This window comes from Ekhidna sp. (assembly GCF_040223195.1).
Taxonomy (GTDB): Bacteria; Bacteroidota; Bacteroidia; order Cytophagales; family Cyclobacteriaceae; genus Ekhidna.
Genome location: NZ_JAVKDX010000012.1, coordinates 16885 through 33211, shown reverse-complemented (window position 1 = coordinate 33211; position 16327 = coordinate 16885). Strand labels below are relative to the sequence as shown.

General features: G+C 44.8%; 15 protein-coding genes. 7 read left to right on the top strand and 8 right to left on the bottom strand.

Annotated features, from left to right (window positions below; all coding sequences use genetic code 11):
• Window positions 1-47 precede the first annotated feature (47 nt).
• The 3 genes from radA to RLN88_RS05020 are packed head-to-tail and all read left to right on the top strand — an operon-like array spanning window position 48 to window position 2763.
• The gene (gene radA / locus RLN88_RS05030) at window positions 48-1403 is read left to right on the top strand and encodes a DNA repair protein RadA (protein ID WP_350220283.1); all 1356 of its coding nucleotides are present in this window, start codon (window positions 48-50) and stop codon (window positions 1401-1403) included.
• The gene (locus RLN88_RS05025; protein ID WP_350220282.1) at window positions 1404-2057 is read left to right on the top strand and encodes a 7-cyano-7-deazaguanine synthase; all 654 of its coding nucleotides are present in this window, start codon (window positions 1404-1406) and stop codon (window positions 2055-2057) included.
• Window positions 2002-2763 (top strand): class I SAM-dependent methyltransferase, encoded by a 762-nt coding sequence (locus tag RLN88_RS05020; protein ID WP_350220281.1) that lies wholly within the window; start codon window positions 2002-2004, stop codon window positions 2761-2763. The genes RLN88_RS05025 and RLN88_RS05020 overlap by 56 nt, the downstream gene beginning before the upstream one ends.
• Here RLN88_RS05020 and RLN88_RS05015 read toward each other — a convergent pair whose 3' ends face one another.
• Genes RLN88_RS05015 through RLN88_RS05005 form a run of 3 tightly spaced genes read right to left on the bottom strand, consistent with a single transcriptional unit; the run spans window position 2764 to window position 6862 of the window.
• Entirely contained in the window at window positions 2764-4308 is a 1545-nt protein-coding gene (locus RLN88_RS05015; RefSeq protein WP_350220280.1) for a DUF5723 family protein, read from the bottom strand.
• Window positions 4309-5931 carry a hypothetical protein gene (locus tag RLN88_RS05010; RefSeq protein WP_350220279.1) on the bottom strand — a complete coding sequence of 541 codons (1623 nt, stop codon included), beginning with the start codon at window positions 5929-5931 and terminating at the stop codon, window positions 4309-4311.
• Between the two features lie 28 nt (window positions 5932-5959).
• Window positions 5960-6862 carry a 1-aminocyclopropane-1-carboxylate deaminase/D-cysteine desulfhydrase gene (locus RLN88_RS05005; protein WP_350220278.1) on the bottom strand — a complete coding sequence of 301 codons (903 nt, stop codon included), beginning with the start codon at window positions 6860-6862 and terminating at the stop codon, window positions 5960-5962.
• A 17-nt stretch (window positions 6863-6879) separates the two neighbouring features.
• Between RLN88_RS05005 and RLN88_RS05000 the strand changes: the two genes are divergently transcribed.
• Complete coding sequence (locus RLN88_RS05000) at window positions 6880-7905, top strand: RluA family pseudouridine synthase (RefSeq protein ID WP_350220277.1); 1026 nt, start codon at window positions 6880-6882, stop codon at window positions 7903-7905.
• Between the two features lie 45 nt (window positions 7906-7950).
• Here the strand turns inward: RLN88_RS05000 and RLN88_RS04995 are convergent, their stop codons facing one another.
• The 5 genes from RLN88_RS04995 to recJ form a co-directional block, all read right to left on the bottom strand.
• Window positions 7951-9531, bottom strand: a complete 1581-nt coding sequence (locus tag RLN88_RS04995; protein WP_350220276.1) for a SulP family inorganic anion transporter — start codon at window positions 9529-9531, stop codon at window positions 7951-7953.
• Between the two features lie 50 nt (window positions 9532-9581).
• Window positions 9582-9872 (bottom strand): hypothetical protein, encoded by a 291-nt coding sequence (locus tag RLN88_RS04990; protein ID WP_350220275.1) that lies wholly within the window; start codon window positions 9870-9872, stop codon window positions 9582-9584.
• Window positions 9873-9981: 109 nt separating this feature from the next.
• Complete coding sequence (locus RLN88_RS04985; protein ID WP_502880099.1) at window positions 9982-11508, bottom strand: GH3 auxin-responsive promoter family protein; 1527 nt, start codon at window positions 11506-11508, stop codon at window positions 9982-9984.
• Window positions 11509-11517: 9 nt separating this feature from the next.
• On the bottom strand, window positions 11518-12249 hold the full coding sequence (lptB, locus tag RLN88_RS04980; protein WP_350220273.1) for an LPS export ABC transporter ATP-binding protein: 732 nt from the start codon (window positions 12247-12249) through the stop codon (window positions 11518-11520).
• Window positions 12250-12263: 14 nt separating this feature from the next.
• Window positions 12264-13961, bottom strand: a complete 1698-nt coding sequence (recJ, locus tag RLN88_RS04975; RefSeq protein WP_350220272.1) for a single-stranded-DNA-specific exonuclease RecJ — start codon at window positions 13959-13961, stop codon at window positions 12264-12266.
• 90 nt (window positions 13962-14051) lie between these two features.
• Here recJ and RLN88_RS04970 point away from each other — a divergent pair, with 90 nt between their 5' ends.
• Genes RLN88_RS04970 through hemH form a run of 3 tightly spaced genes read left to right on the top strand, consistent with a single transcriptional unit; the run spans window position 14052 to window position 16323 of the window.
• The gene (locus RLN88_RS04970; protein WP_350220271.1) at window positions 14052-14684 is read left to right on the top strand and encodes a hypothetical protein; all 633 of its coding nucleotides are present in this window, start codon (window positions 14052-14054) and stop codon (window positions 14682-14684) included.
• A 27-nt stretch (window positions 14685-14711) separates the two neighbouring features.
• A complete protein-coding gene (locus tag RLN88_RS04965; protein ID WP_350220270.1) occupies window positions 14712-15302 on the top strand; it encodes a VTT domain-containing protein in 591 nt (196 codons plus the stop codon).
• 4 nt (window positions 15303-15306) lie between these two features.
• Window positions 15307-16323, top strand: coding sequence for a ferrochelatase (gene hemH, locus RLN88_RS04960; protein ID WP_350220269.1), 1017 nt, complete (start codon window positions 15307-15309; stop codon window positions 16321-16323).
• Window positions 16324-16327 lie beyond the last annotated feature (4 nt).

Below are 16327 nucleotides of genomic sequence, written 5' to 3'. Positions count from 1 at the left end.
TAAAATTAACTGAGACAGTTTATATCTTAGCCGTTATCCTAACTATTATGGCCAAAGCTAAATCGGTATTTTATTGTCAGTCGTGCGGTGCGGAATCTGCTAAGTGGGTAGGTAAATGCCCTGCCTGCGGTGAATGGAATACCTATGTCGAAGAGGTTGTTTCGAAAAGCTCCTCGAATACCGTTGACTTTTCCACCGAAAAAAGCAGGCCGGTCAATATCAAAGAGGCAGGAGAGGAGGTTTTGAAGGAGCGCATGAAAACCGGGATTCAGGAGTTGGATCGGGTATTGGGAGGAGGAATAGTGGATGGGTCGCTGGTGCTTGTGGGTGGAGAGCCAGGTATTGGCAAGTCCACCATTATGTTGCAGATGGCCATTAGGATACCAAAGAAAACCCTTTATGTCTCAGGGGAGGAGAGTACCGAACAAATACGGATGCGGGCGGATCGGATTGGCACTACAGCTGAGCAATGCTTTTTATTTGCGGAGACCTCCTTATCCGAAGTAATCAGGCAGGCAGAAAGTCTCGCCCCGGATATTATGATCATTGATTCCATTCAGACGCTACATTCAGACCGTGTGGAGGCAGCCATTGGGTCCATCTCCCAGGTAAAGGAATGTACCGGGCAGTTGATGAAGTTTGCCAAGCAAAAAGGAATTCCTATATTTCTTATTGGCCATGTAAACAAAGATGGAGCTATTGCCGGCCCAAAGGTTTTGGAGCATATGGTAGACACTGTATTGCAGTTTGAAGGAGACCGGCATCTATCTTACCGGATTTTGAGAACGATCAAAAACAGGTTTGGCTCTACCTCAGAGCTGGGCATGTTTGAGATGAATGCCAATGGCCTGAGGGAAGTCACCAACCCATCAGAGGTTTTGATTTCGCCCAGAGAGCCGGGGCTGAGTGGGATTGCCCTGGGAGCCACATTGGAAGGAAATCGCCCACTGATTCTGGAGACCCAGTCATTGGTGAGTCCCACAAGCTATGGAAACCCCCAGCGGAGTACCACGGGATATGATTACAAACGATTGACAATGCTTTTGGCGGTGATGGAAAAAAGGCTTGGAGTGAGGCTGAGCACACAGGATGTCTTCCTAAATATTGCAGGGGGCTTGAAAGTCCAGGATACTGCGCTGGATTTGGCGATATGCTCAGCAATTTTTTCTTCCTTCGAGGATGCCCCAATTGGTGAGCATGTTTGCTTTACTGCCGAGGTGGGTCTTGGGGGTGAAATCAGGCCGGTCAATCGAATTGAAAACCGGATCAACGAAGCGGAGAAACTGGGGTTCAAAGAAATTTATATTTCTAAGCACAACCTGAAAGCAAAAGATCTGGGACAGTTTAAGATCAAGGTTCATTCTTTTTCGAAGCTCAGCGATACTTTTAGACAGTTATTTTAAATGGCAACCAACAATAGTAAACCTACAATTCTTTGTATGTTTTCCGGAGGCATTGATTCCACCGGAGTATTGCATCAGCTAATTACCAACCCAAAATACGTGGATCATCCGCTTATAGTCCATCATATTCACATCTGGAATCGGGAGAATCGTGCAATGGCTGAAGCTGAGGCTGTCAAAACCATTTTGGGCTACTATAAAAACAATACTTCCAGAAAATTTCTGGTGACGGAAAGCACCTTTAACACCACAGGTTTTGCCCCTTTGAAATCCAACAGATTTCCGTTTGATATGGACGTATGTGCATTTTTCTCGGCTAATATCTGTGCAGCAAGAAAGGAGATAGACTTTGTGGCCATGGGACGTACAAAGACGGATGTAGATGCTGGCGGAGACAATTTTATGATGCGGATGAAACGAGCCCAGGCCATTTTCAAAAGTGTGATGATGCTGGAAAAGACTACCATGCCTGAGTATATTTTTCCGGTGGTCGAATTTACAAAAAAGGAGATTTGGGAATTTTTACCTGAGGAGGTGAGAAATAGCACCTGGTGGTGCAGAAGGCCTATTTATGAAGAAGGCAAAAAGCCCAAGGCTTGTGGCAATTGTCAAACGTGTAAGGACACAAAGGAGTTTGCCGATGCAGGGATATGAAGAAATATTCAATCAGCGGGGCAAATCTTACCACCTGGCAATGGAAAAATATCCACATGCACGGGATGAGGAGTTTTATGCGGCTATTAAAAGGCTACAGCAACGGAGCGGATCTGTGATCCTTGACCTCCCGGCTGGCGGAGGTTATTTAAAACAGCATCTGAGGACAGGCGTAAACTATCTGGCGTATGATTTTTCCGGTGAGTTTAATGATAATCACGCAGGTATAAAAAAATGCAAAGAATCTAAGGTAGACCTTCAAGATGAATCAGTGGATGAGATTGTGAGCCTGGCGGCCCTACACCATATTGTGGCCAGAAGGGAGTTTTATTCAGAAATGCATCGGGTGCTCAAGCCAGGCGGTCAGCTGATCATCGGGGATGCGGTGAAGGATAGTAAGCTGGATTCGTTTTTGAATGGATTTCTGGATCGATGGAATAGTATGGGGCATCACGGAAACTTCATTAAAAGTGAAGATCTGATGGAGATGAAGCAGGCCGGTTTTCAAGTGGAGATGAAAGTGGATGAGTACTACTGGAATTTTAATACACAAAAGGAGGCAATTGATTTCTTTAGATTGCTCTTTTGCCTTGACCTCAACCCACCAGATCATGAGGTAGTCAAAGAGTTTGATTTACTCGGAATCAAAATGGATCATGGGTTTTCAGTAAGCTGGAGTCTCGGATTTGTGGTCTGCACAAAATAACTACTCGTTATCCGTGTTTTTCTGACCAGTTCGCCCGTTTAAGCTTTTCTTTTGCACGTCGTTATCCTTTTTGGTGCGCTTGCTTTTAAGCTCACGACGTTTCTGCTTCTTAATGATGGAGTAAATACCGTCCCGCTTCTTGGTTTTTACCGATTTGCCTAGGAATACATTGGTATCTATGCCTTTCGCCCCTTGAATAGGTCCTCTGGATAGGCCACTCGCTTCACTCTTTTCTTGCCTTTGTCCAATGACAAAGTTCATCCCAAACCTGAAATCAAATGCCTGCGACTCGGGCACATTGAAGTTGATAATCTGGTCTACGGCCATGTAGAGCTGTACTGGCCCTCCCTTGGCAGTAAAGGCCGCCCCCACGTTAAAAAACTGCTGAGGTAGCTTGGTTACACTGAGCGATCCCGTGAAGGCTCTTCCGAATTTCTGAGTTACCCCTGCACCGTAGGCCATTTTTATCTGTCTTTGAATCAGGCGTGATGCAGCAGTGACATAAAAATCTGTTTGAGGGCTGTAGTGGTAAATCCAGCTACCCTGAACTGTTACCGGCAGCCAGCTTCGATAGGGATCAAAGTTTTCTGAGGTATTGAATTTATCAAACAGGGAGTCTTCCAATGTCTGCTGAATATTTCCTATCTCGGCCAAGTCCACCCCATTGTATACGAAAGAGGTATCACCCAAAACCTCATTTCTAATATTTTCTTTCCAATTGATGAATCCAATGTCAACAATAGACCCGGTGATGGTATAGTATCTGTTGAGCTTGTAGGTTCCTCCGATATCAATCGCAAAACCCTTGTTGCTATTCATGAGGAGATGTGATCCTAAATCGCCTTCCGTTTCATCATAGATATCCAAACCGGAGGTTCTATACATGACATTTTCCCAACTGGATTCCAATTGAAAGGCTTCACCATTTGATCGAAGTGTCGCTTTTACATTGCCCGGCACGCTCACATTGGCAAATCCAATTAAATATTTGGCTCGAATTCCTACCGTAAGCTGGTCGTTTACAGGTGCGGCAAGGCCTAAGCCAAACTCCCGAAAATGGGAGGCTCGCAAGCCCAATTTTGAGACCTTTACATCTTCATTCAAAAATTCATGGTTACCCCGGGTAAAAACATATTCCACCATCTGCTTAGGGTATAAGAAATCACCTTCTATTCGCTCATTGGCTGTAAAACTTAGAAGTGGCCCGGCTTTCAGTCTGTAGCCCACATGCAGAAGATTAACACTCGCTTTGGTTGAAAGCATATTTTGCTTCTGAAGCTCACCTACCATCTTGGAAATATCAACCAGCGTCCGATCACTCTCCTTCGTGAAAACATCATTGTAGCTCACTTTGCTATTCACATTGGCATGGACGCCCGAAATGACCGGCAACCCAATGAATAGCTTTCCTTCAGGTATCAGCGATGGGTTGATTAGATTATTTTGAAAGGTGGCATTGCCCAAATGCTGAAAAGAAATACTCGTCTGTGCTTTTGCACAAAAGAGTGAGGTTAGGATTAATATGGTGGTAGCAAATTTCCGCATTTACCACTCCAGATTGAATTTTCCCCCTATTCCGACTTTTAGAAGCAGCTCATAATCAGCCAGAACTTTAACATATATTTCCCGAGAAGTTTGACTTGCGGGAGTATTCAGGGTTAATGTAATGGCGATGTGAGACGCATTGGCAAGTGCTTCCACAGCCTCTGGTGGGAGAGGGATGTCCACTGTTGCCCCATTGGGATCGGTAACTTCTCCGTTGATATTTATGAAGGGCGCATTAATCACCAGATTGTCAGTGATTAAATACAAAGAGGAGCTGTCTGCTGCCTGGATATCAAGTGTGGCTATACCCGAAAAGGGTAGTTCATTTAATGTCACAACCCTTACGAAAGCCGAGTCTACATTATCCAGGTCAATGCCATCACCAAGGCTGAATCTTCCTGATTCCTGATAATTTTCCAATTGAATTTCCATTGGAACTTCCATGGCTACATAGGCAGTAATCTGACTGGTAGGCTGCACATAGTTTTCTGCTGTCAGGTCGTTGGGGTTTGATATTCCAGCCACATTAAATACCAACCTATCAGGGGCGGATGCCAAAATATTCCCCAAATTGGAATTTGATCGATCGATTTCTACAATGGTTTGAACGGTCTCGCCGGGAGTTCCGGGGGCGGGAGTATTGATACCCGAGCCAGCAACGATCGGAGGGGAATTAACCACCTGCCCGGTAAGAAATATCTGATTTCCACCATTCCCATCATCACCATTTAGGCCTGAAAAATCTACGGCCACCGGAATGCCAAATGAATTTCTAAAATCGAATGTGAGGGAAGGATTGCCAAAAGTGATCCCCTCACGTGCAGCCTGGCTGAAGAAATCAAGCTCAATGGATTGATCACCCACTTGCACAGTGTCTCTACCGAACTTGCCATAAATAAGGTTGAATGTCTGATTGCCATAGGTGAGTTCAAATGAAATACTTTCTGCACCGGTCAAATTTTCACCCGGATCTAACGTCACTTCCATGGAAAGTAGAATGTCAAACCTATTATCTCCACTAGCGTCTGTCAGGAGTGTTTTATGGTTCACCAGGGATTGTGAGAGTGTTTCGTTGTTTGATCCGGTAATGCTGCCAGAAAGCGAAACAGGATTCCCGGTTCCAATATTTATGGTATTGGCAATTGTAAACGTATAATCCATCACAATACCGGCCGCTAAACCTGATGTGGTGACAATTGTTAAATCACCATTTTCATAAAAGATGGAATCTAGTTGCTCACCATCAACTGGATCATACGGCGCTGAAAATGACTCACTGAACATCACAGGATTGCCTGGAGGAGTAGGCCCTACAAAAGGAGGGATTACTGTCACAGTGTTGCTTTCTACAATGTCATCAATCTGCACAAAGTCATCTTGGGCTGCATAGGTGATGGTATCATAATAAAGCAAGGTTAGTAGCGATGTGCTGTCTTCTTGAAAGCTAATAGAGTCGCCAGTCTGTTTGAGGATGAGATCACGCAAGACATAGGTAGACTGTCCCAAAGGGAAGCTAAATACACCATTGATTGGCTGCACCTCAACATTATCGAACTCAAGTTCGTCGATGTTGCAGGAAACTAACAATGATGCGGAGATAACTAATAACACAAATTTTTTCACCGCTGACAAATTGATCTAAAATTAAGTCTTATTGAATAATATTTTCATTTTTTCGATTAAAGCCTTCAATACCCTGAAGGCCACCAGTGTGCAATAGTACTATTTTAAGATTTTTTTCAAATTTATCGGTTTTGATCATATCCCAAACGCCAAAAAAGGACTTTCCTGTATAAATCGGGTCTAATTGGATGGAGAAGTTTTCTTTAAACCAATTGATAAAATCGATCAGTTCTGGCCTGGTCTTCCCGTATCCGCCAAAATGATAGTGATCAATTATTTCATAATTATTCCCTTTGATATGATTCCCTGTCAGGAGCTTTTTAAAACTTTTGTGAACAAAATCCCCTTTCAGACTACTTATTCCGATGATTTTGTGATCTACTCTGGCGGAACCAACCAGCCCGGCCATGGTGCCACCCGTCCCGACAGGCGTGACCAAGATGTCAAAGCTTTCGTTTATTTCCTGAATAATTTCTTCACAACCTTTGATTGCCAGCCGGTTTGTGCCCCCCTCCGGTAGAAAGTAGGAGTTGGGGAATTTTTCAAGGATTCCCGCAGGATTGTCCCTCCATGCCCGGTAGGTTGGTCGATCTACAAATTCCAGCTTCATGCCTTTGGCATGGACAAAAGCCAGGGTGGGGTTGCTGGCTTCATGGAGTTCATCTCCCCGTATGATACCAATCGATTCCAAACAATAATCATGAGCTGCGGCTGCCACAGCAGCAATGTGATTGCTATAGGCGCCTCCCAAGGTAACCAGTGATTTTAGTCCCCGGGATTTCATTTCTTCCAAATTGTATTTCAGCTTCCGCCATTTATTTCCCATGATCTCCTGGTGAATGAGATCGTCCCGTTTTACAAAGAGCCTGATTTGCTTTTCATGCAAAAGTGGGTGTGAGATTTCATGAGTTGGTGTGGGAAGGTGAACCATCCCTTAAATTTACAGCCATGACAGAGGATCCAAATGAATTAGATGACGACTTGTATGAGCATCATCACATTGTGGTAGACGCAGGCCAGGAGCTTTTGCGAATTGATAAATTTCTAATGGATCGGCTGCCCAATGTGACCAGAAATAAGGTTCAGACAGGGATCAGGGATGGATTTGTAAAAGTGAATGGTGCAGAGGTGAAGCCCAACTACAAGGTTCATCCGGGCGATCAGATTTCGGTAATGCTCCCAGAACCACCTCGGGATGAGGAGTTGGTTGCTGAGGACATTCCTTTAGATATTGTGCTGGAAGATGACCACTTGCTGGTGGTAAATAAACCTGCGGGAATGGTGGTGCACCCTGCATATCAAAACTGGTCTGGTACGCTGGTAAACGCCCTCGCATTTCATTTCAGCAACCTCCCTGAAATGAAGGGCAATGATGGCCGGCCGGGTCTGGTGCATAGAATTGATAAGGATACATCAGGGCTATTGGTGATTGCCAAAACAGAGCAGGCGATGAATGGCCTGGCCAAACAATTTTTTGATCATTCAATCGAGCGGACATACTATGCGCTCGTATGGGGCGTGCCGGAGGAAGAAAAAGGCACAATCAACGTAAATGTGGGTAGGAGTTTAAAAGATCGAAGAGTGACCTCTGCCTTTCCGGACGGGGATTTTGGGAAGACTGCTATCACGCACTATGAAGTGCTAAAAGATCTCAGATATGTCTCTTTGCTAAAGTGTAATCTTGAAACCGGGAGAACTCATCAGATTAGGGCACACATGAGATGGATAGGCCATCCTTTGTTTAATGACGCGACATATGGGGGAGATGAAATCGTGAAAGGGACGGTTTTCACCAAATACAAGCAGTTTGTTCAAAATTGCTTCAAGATGATGCCACGCCAGGCCTTGCATGCAAAAACATTAGGATTTGTTCATCCGGTCACCAAGAAAAAAGTATTTGTAGACTCAGAGCTTCCGGAAGATTTCTCAGCTGTGTTGGAAAAATGGCAACATTATGTAGACCATGTAGAATAAAAAAGCCCCGTGAATTTCACGGGGCTCGAAGTGGAATTGGCTTGACTACTTTGCCATGTTTTTCAGCTTCTTCACGGGATTTTCATGGACTTCATCCATACCCACGATCTTCAAATTTATATTTCGGTACTCGGCATTTTTCCTAAAATCACTGAGTAACTCCAGAATATCGGGATGGATATAATGAGACCTGGAGGCGTCTATCGTGATATCCGAATTATCCGGAAGGTGCGAGATCGTTTCGATGATGCTGGCCTTATTTAGAAAAGTAAGATTTTCTGATAGCTCTAATCTCAGCTTCTTGCCGCCCTCTTCCTCTATGGATTCAATCGCATACGGCTTTTTGAAGTTGTTGTATAGGATCTGGAAGATACCCACACAAAGCCCCATGATGATCCCAATCAGGAGATCGGTAAAGATGATGCCAAGTAGTGTGACCATGAATGGGATGAATTCGTCCCTTCCAGCGGCATACATTTTCTTGAAAAGCGAAGGCTTGGCCAGCTTGTATCCCACCACAATCAGAATGGCAGCCAAGCTGGAAAGCGGAATCATATTCAGGATGTTTGGAATAAAGATCACACAGACCAAAAGCAATGCACCATGCATGATGGCCGACAGCTTGGTTTTTCCTCCCGACTGAATGTTGGCCGAGCTTCTTACGATTACCTGTGTAATTGGAAGCCCCCCGATCATTCCTGAAAAAATATTTCCAACACCCTGGGCCACTAGCTCTTGATTGGTTGGGGTGATTCGCTTTGCAGGATCCAACTTGTCCGTTGCTTCTACGCACAGCAGTGTTTCTAGTGAACCCACCACAGCGATCGTTCCTCCAAGTATCAGCACATCCTTTCGTAGCATGGCAGCCGGATCGAAGAAAGTGAATTGATTGATAAACTCCGTAAAAGTGGCCGCAACCGGTAGGCTTACCATATGTGTTTCGTCAATGAAGAGGGTGGAACCAACAAAAAGTTGATTCAATACTATGCTGGTAGTCACCACTACAAGTGGCCCCTGGATTACTTGAAATATTTTTATATTCTTGATGAATTGGGTTTCCCACAGCACCAGTATGACCATTGAAATAATGAAAATAATCAGGGCTCCTTCCTGAACGTAATCCATCATAGTGAATAGCTCAGAAAAGGTGTTTTCACCATCTGGCTGGAAAAACTCCAAATCACCCTCCGGGTCCGCATCGTATCCTACCGCATGGGGTATTTGTTTTAGAAAAATGATAATTCCTATTGCAGATAGCATGCCTTTGATGACTGAAGAAGGGAAATAATATCCGATGATACCGGCGCGGGCAATACCCAGGAGAATTTGAATGATACCACTGATGACCACAGCCGCCAGGAATACGGGGTAGGATTCCAAATCCTGTATAGCTGCGAGCACAATTACTGCCAGCCCGGCAGCAGGCCCGCTCACACCAACAGAGGATCCACTAATGATCCCCACGATAATGCCACCGATGATTCCGGCGATCACCCCGGCGAATAGCGGAGCACCGGATGCCAGGGCAATACCCAGGCAAAGGGGCACGGCCACTAAAAATACCACCACGCTGGCGGATAGGTCAGTTTTAAAATTATTGAATATACTGGTCTTGTTAGAGTCCATTAGTTTTTGAATTGTCGATGATAAAATTAAAAATTGAAGCGTGTCTTTTCTCAGGACAAGTCGGGAGGGGGGGTACGGAAATCAAGCGAAGGTGATTTCCAGCAAGAATCAGTATATGCTATGCGTTTTTTGGAGGCTTCCAGCGAGCCATCTTCAGGAAAAATGAAAGACAGGTTTCCGGTTGTTTTTTCTTTTTCGTCTTCACTGCTTTCTTCATGCTCCATTTCAGAATCAATTTCAATCGAAATGAATTCTCCATTTTGCACAGGGATGCCAATTTCGGCGACCATTGCCGTGCAAAGGATGAGAGTCAAAAACCGTATAAAAAATATATTTTTCATTTTAAACCCTGAACCACATTTTAGATGGATGGCCTCAGGTCAAGTGAGTCTGTAAAGCTAGTTAACCTGCGTTCGACATAAAAGTGAAAGTAGCATTCAAAATGGGCTTTTATGATGAGTGGGCTCTAAACGCTAAAAGCTGATCCAGATACTCCCGGTTGTTGGAGAGCCTTGGTACTTTATGCTGCCCTCCCAGTTTCCCTCTCGACTTCATCCATGCATAAAATGTCTTTTCCGGTACCACATGAATGATTGGCTCCTGCAGGGCAATGTCTTTGTACCTTTTGGCATCATAGTCTGAATTGACTTCCCTGAGTTTTTCATCGAGGAGCTTTGCAAAGCGCTCCAGGTCATTTGGTGGCTTGGAAAATTCAATGATCCATTCGTGCCCGCCCTTGTTGCCTTCACCCAGGTACACAGGCCCGGCAGTAAAATTGTCGATGTTTGCGTCCGTTTTTTTGCAAGCTTCAGCGATGGCTACTTCTGCATTGTCGATGATCAATTCCTCGCCGAAAGCATTGATGAAATGTTTGGTTCGTCCCGAAATCTTGATGCGGTAGGGATCCACACTGGTAAAGGTCACCGTGTCACCAATTCGGTACCTCCAGAGGCCGGCATTGGTAGTGATCACGATCGCATAGTTTTTTCCAACTTCTACTTCATCCAGCGTCAGGGTTTTAGGATTGTCGCTATCCAGTTCGCTGAAAGGGATGAATTCATAAAAAATTCCATAATCGAGCATGAGTAGCATTTCTTTGCTGTCTGTCTGATCCTGAATACCGAAAAATCCTTCCGAAGCATTGTAGGTCTCCATATACCTCATCTTTGGCGATGGTATGAGCTTTTTGAAGAGCTCCTCATATGGGGTAAAAGACACAGCCCCATGAAAAAACACTTCAAGATTTGGCCAGACTTCCAGAATGTTGCTGGCATTGTTTCGCTCCAGCATTTTCTCAATTAATACGATCATCCAGGTGGGCACTCCGGAAATGTTTGTCACATTTTCGTTGGAGGTGATCTCCACCATTTTGTCAATTTTCTCTTCCCACTCATCCATCAGGGCAATGTCCAGACTTGGGGTGCGTACCATCTGTGCCCACCAGGGCAGGTTTTTTAAAAGTACTGCGGATACATCACCGTAATAAGAATTGGCATTTTCATCAAACTGGTTGATTTGATGGCTGCCACCAATGACCAGCCCTTTGCCGGCAAACATTTTGGCTTCCGGGTAATTGTTAAAGTAAATGCTCAGTAAATCTTTTCCTCCCTTATAGTGGCAGTCGTCCAGTGCCTCCTGGGAGACAGGGATAAATTTGCTGCGTGCATTCGTGGTGCCAGAAGATTTTGCAAACCATCGAATCTCTGAAGGCCAGAGTATGTTTTGCTCGCCTTTCATCAATCGGTCGATGTAAGGGAATAGGTCCTCATAATCGACGATTGGGACCTTGCTTTTGAAATGTTCGTAATTTTCTATGGTGCCAAATCCATACTCTTTGCCATATGCTGTTTTGGAGGATTTTTTCACCAGGTCTTCCAGTAGTTCATTCTGAACCTCATGCGGATATTTCATGAAAAGCTCGATCTGATGAATCCTCTTTTTCATGACCCAGGACAATATGGAGTTGAAGAGTTCCATTGTTAGGTGTTAGATCTTCCGTTTTAGCTCAAAGTGTTTGCCAAGGTAAACTTTTCGTACCTGTTCATCATTGGCCAGCTCCTCAGCAGTCCCCGCTTTGAGCAATCGCCCTTCAAACATCAAATAAGCCCGGTCTGTAATGGATAAGGTCTCGTTCACATTGTGATCGGTAATGAGTATGCCGATGTTTTTGTTTTTGAGCTGTGCTACGATGGTTTGGATTTCTTCCACGGCGATGGGGTCCACCCCTGCAAAAGGTTCATCCAGCAGCACGAAGCTGGGGTCTACCGCCAATGCACGCGCTATTTCCGTTCTCCGTCGCTCCCCTCCTGATAGTACCTGGCCTAAATTTTTTCTTACGTGCGTCAGGCTGAATTCCTCCAGTAAGCTCTCGCACTTTTCTTTCTGTTCCTGCTTGCTCAGCTTGGTCATCTCTAGCACCGCAAGAATGTTATCTTCCACACTCAGTTTTCTAAATACGGAGGCCTCCTGAGCGAGATAGCCGATACCTCGCTTGGCGCGCTGGTACATGGGCAGGTCGGTGATGTCTTCTTTGTCCAGAAAAATGTGACCCTCATTGGGTTTGATCAACCCAACGATCATGTAGAAGGAGGTTGTTTTTCCTGCACCATTGGGACCGAGCAGTCCCACAATTTCCCCTGTCTCCACTTTCACCGAAATGTCATTGACGACCTTTCGCTTTTTATATTTTTTTATCAGATGTTCCGCGCGTAATTCCATAAGAGAGCTGCAATTTATGCATCAAATCTTACATCCTTTAGATTGAGGATGAGCGACTTGTTGCCGAGGTAATTATTTTCCTCCAAATGATAAGCAATGTGAAAAGGCTTACCTACCTCTATTTGTTCCAATTTATCTGCCAGCCCAAAACCAATAAACTCGAAAAGTTTGGTGCTGTTTTCTGCATGCAAAAATCCTTTGATATGTTTATCCTTAAGGAGCTTTGGCATGGAGTCCACGATTACATTTTTTGTGCCAAAGACTGGTGCCATGTTTTGCGGTCCGAAGGGCCCCATCTGGTTCATGATATTATAGGTTTTGAAGGAGATGGCCGAGAGCGGAATCTCCACATCAATCTCCACTTTTGGGATCAGCTGCTCTGGCAAGATGCGCTCACTCACCACCTGCTCGAATCGATGAATGAACTTCTCAATGTTATCGATAGAAAGGGTGAGCCCTGCAGCATGGGTATGCCCGCCAAACTGCTCCAGTAAATCAGCGCATTCGGATATGGCTTCATGCACATCAAATCCATCAACAGAACGGGCAGATCCGGTGGCTTTCCCTTTGGACTCGGTGAGGATAATGGTAGGACGGTGATAGTACTCGATGCATCGTGAAGCTACAATTCCGATTACTCCTTTGTGCCAGTCTTTTTTGAATAATACGGTTGATTTTTTGTCTTCCTCCAGCTCGCCGATCATTTCCAGCGCTTCTGCCGTGATCGTCTGGTCAAACTCTCGCCGCTCTTTGTTTCTGTCATTCAGATTATCTGCGAAGGCTTCCGTCTCGTGGCTGTCGCCTATCAGCAAATGGACGGACTCCCGTGCGTGGGTCAACCTGCCAGCCGCATTGATCCTGGGGCCGATGGAAAAAACCACATCCGAAATATTGAAAGCCTCCTTTTTACCACTGATTTCAATCAGAGATTTGAGCCCGGCTGATGGTGCCTGATTCAATTTTTTCAATCCGTAAAATGCAAGTATCCTGTTTTCTCCCACAATTGGAACAATATCACTTGCGATGCTCACCGCTACCAAATCCAGAAACTCAAACAGCTTCTCCTTTTCGATGGTGTTTTGCTGACAGAACCCCTCCAAAAGCTTGAATCCCACCCCACACCCTGAGAGCTCTTTGAAAGGATAGTTACAATCATTTTGTTTTGGGTCGAGAAGGGCATAGGCATCTGGAAGATCCTTTCCGGGAAGGTGGTGATCACAAATGATCAAATCTATGCCTGCTTCCTTCGCTTGTCTGGCACGATCGATTGCTCTTACTCCGCAATCCAGCGCAATGATGAGGGTGAATTTTTCTTCGATGGCATAGTTGATTCCTTTTTCTGAAATTCCATATCCTTCTGAATAACGATCCGGTATATAAAACTCCAGCTGATCGGTAAACTGTTTCAGAAAGAGGTACATCAAACTAACCGAAGTGGTGCCATCCACATCGTAATCACCGTAGATGAGGATTTTTTCCCGATTGAAAACCGCATCGGTCAGTCGGTTCACGGCTTTATCCATGTTTAGCATCAGGAAGGGATCGTGAAGCCGGGAAAGTGATGGGCGGAAAAATGCCTTGGCCTGATCAAATGTTTCGATCCCCCGCTGAACCAGTATCCTGGACAAGTACTCGCTGATATTGATCTCCCGGCTGAGCTTCTTTACCAATTCCCGATCCGGTTCGTCTTTGTATACCCATCTTTTTTCCACGGGATGAAGATATAAAAATGGCAGGCAAAATGTTCGGGATTGTCGTATATGATCGTAGAATGTTTATTTTGTGATCGCTAAGCCAATGGGATGAAAATAGCATTAAACGAAATATGGAATTTTCTCAAGATGGTCAATACCAAAGAGGAGGGTTGGTCTTATTCGTTGTGTGCGGGGGAGGTGAAAGTAGAGGCTATCACCACGGAAACCATGCTGGCACTCAGGGAAGATGAATCCTACGATACGGAATTGCTGCCCTCGATATTTACTTTCAGGGAAATACTCTGGCAACCTGATGTATTTACTGAGGCAAGCATGAGCATTCCATCACTTAGAATTTTACAGGCTTTTTGTGATGAGGCTTGTGCGGAGCTTGAGGAGAAGGGTGGAAACGTCAATGGCATTTACATCCCGCTGATAAGAGGAGTTGGCAGCTGTAGTGGCAAAGCGATGAAGGCTTTGGAGAAAGAAAAGGCCGACGTGAAAAAAGTGCTTGGTGATTTTCGAACATGCGTGTTTCCGATCATCAAATTTTTCATTTACCATCCCAAAAACAGGAATGACTATTTTCAGGATGCTCAGAATCGCCTCAACTATGCGGTCAAGATTATGCTGACTCAGTTTTATGGTCGATACACCGAACTGGAAGATCCGTATTGGAAGGTGTCCTTTTCCAAAACAAAAGCCAAGAAGACCCCAAAACCTGAGCCTGAGGAACAATAACTTAGCATTTGAAGTTTAGCATCAGACATGTCCAGAAAATCCGAAAGAGAGTTACCTGATCGAAGAAGGTTTTTGCTAAGAAATCTGCTAAGGGGTTTTTTGTGGCTGGCGGTTATTGTGGCGGCATTTATCTATGCCAGAAAAAATTACGACTTCACTCTGGAAACCGTATTGGGCCCAGTCTATGACCAGCCCACAGTAGTCTATCTCATCTTTCTGGCTTCAGAGGTGATTTTCGGAATCATTCCTCCGGAATTTTTCATGATCTGGTCACTCAGGAGTGAGATACTTTCCAATTACATCTATAACATCATTGCGCTATCAGCCATTTCCTATGCAGCCGGGATCATTGGTTTTGGAATAGGTGCTTATTTGAAAAACACCCGCTTCTATCGGATCATGAAGGTTCGGGTCTTTGGGAAGTTTGAAAAACATTTGAACAACTACGGTGGTTTCCTTGTGGTGGTGGCCGCTCTAACGCCATTACCTTTCTCCGGCATTGCCATGCTGGTAGGGTCGGTTCACTACTCGTTTAAAAAATATTTGTGGTTTTCCCTATTCCGCTTCCTGCGCTTTCTAGCCTATGGAATCATCATTTGGGAGGCCAACATATTCTAGCTAGATGACAAAAAAGAAGGGAGTTTTACTCGTCAATCTGGGCACCCCGGATTCAACAAAGGTTTCTGATGTGAGGAAATATCTCCGTGAGTTTTTGATGGACAAGCGGGTGATTGACATTCCGACCTTTCCTAGATTTCTATTGGTCAATGGCATCATTGCACCGTTTCGGTCACCAAAATCTGCTGCGGAGTACAGAAAACTGTGGGACGAGCGTGGCTCCCCACTGAAGTATTATACGGAAGATATTACTGAGCTTCTGAGCAAAAAACTGTCGGATGAATACTCAGTGAAATTCGCCATGCGATACCAGAACCCATCGCTGGAATCTGCGCTTAAGGAGTTTCAAAAAGAGGAGGTGGCGACCCTGCATGTGATTCCGCTTTTCCCGCAATATGCATCAGCTACTACCGGTTCGGTCATTGACAAGGTGATGGAGATTACAAAGAATTGGCAGGTTATCCCTGACATCAAATTCACCTCTCAGTTTTTGGAGGAAGAATTATTCATCGAGACGATAGTGGATCAGGGGAAAAAGCTGATGGACAAGGAGTCTTATGATCACTTTGTATTCAGCTATCATGGACTTCCTGAAAGACAGATTCGCAAAGCCTCATATGGTGATTATTGCAAACTGGGAAGCTGCTGCGATACCCTGAACGAACACAACCGGTATTGCTACCGGGCACAATGCTTTGAGACTACCCGGTTGGTGACTAAAAAGCTCGGAATAAAAGAAGAAAACTACACGGTGTGCTTCCAATCCCGCTTGGGTAAGGATCCGTGGGTGAAACCATATACCGAGGAGGTCTTGAAAGAATTGGCTGAAAGAGGCATCAAAAAAGTACTTGCTTTCTCTCCTGCATTTGTTTCCGACTGCCTAGAAACCACCATCGAAGTGGGAGAAACCTATCAGGAAGATTTCATCCATGCCGGAGGAGAAAAGTGGGATTTAGTTCCAAGCCTCAATGCTGAAGATAAGTGGGTGGAGTGTTTGAAGCAATTAGCAATTAGCAATTAGCAAT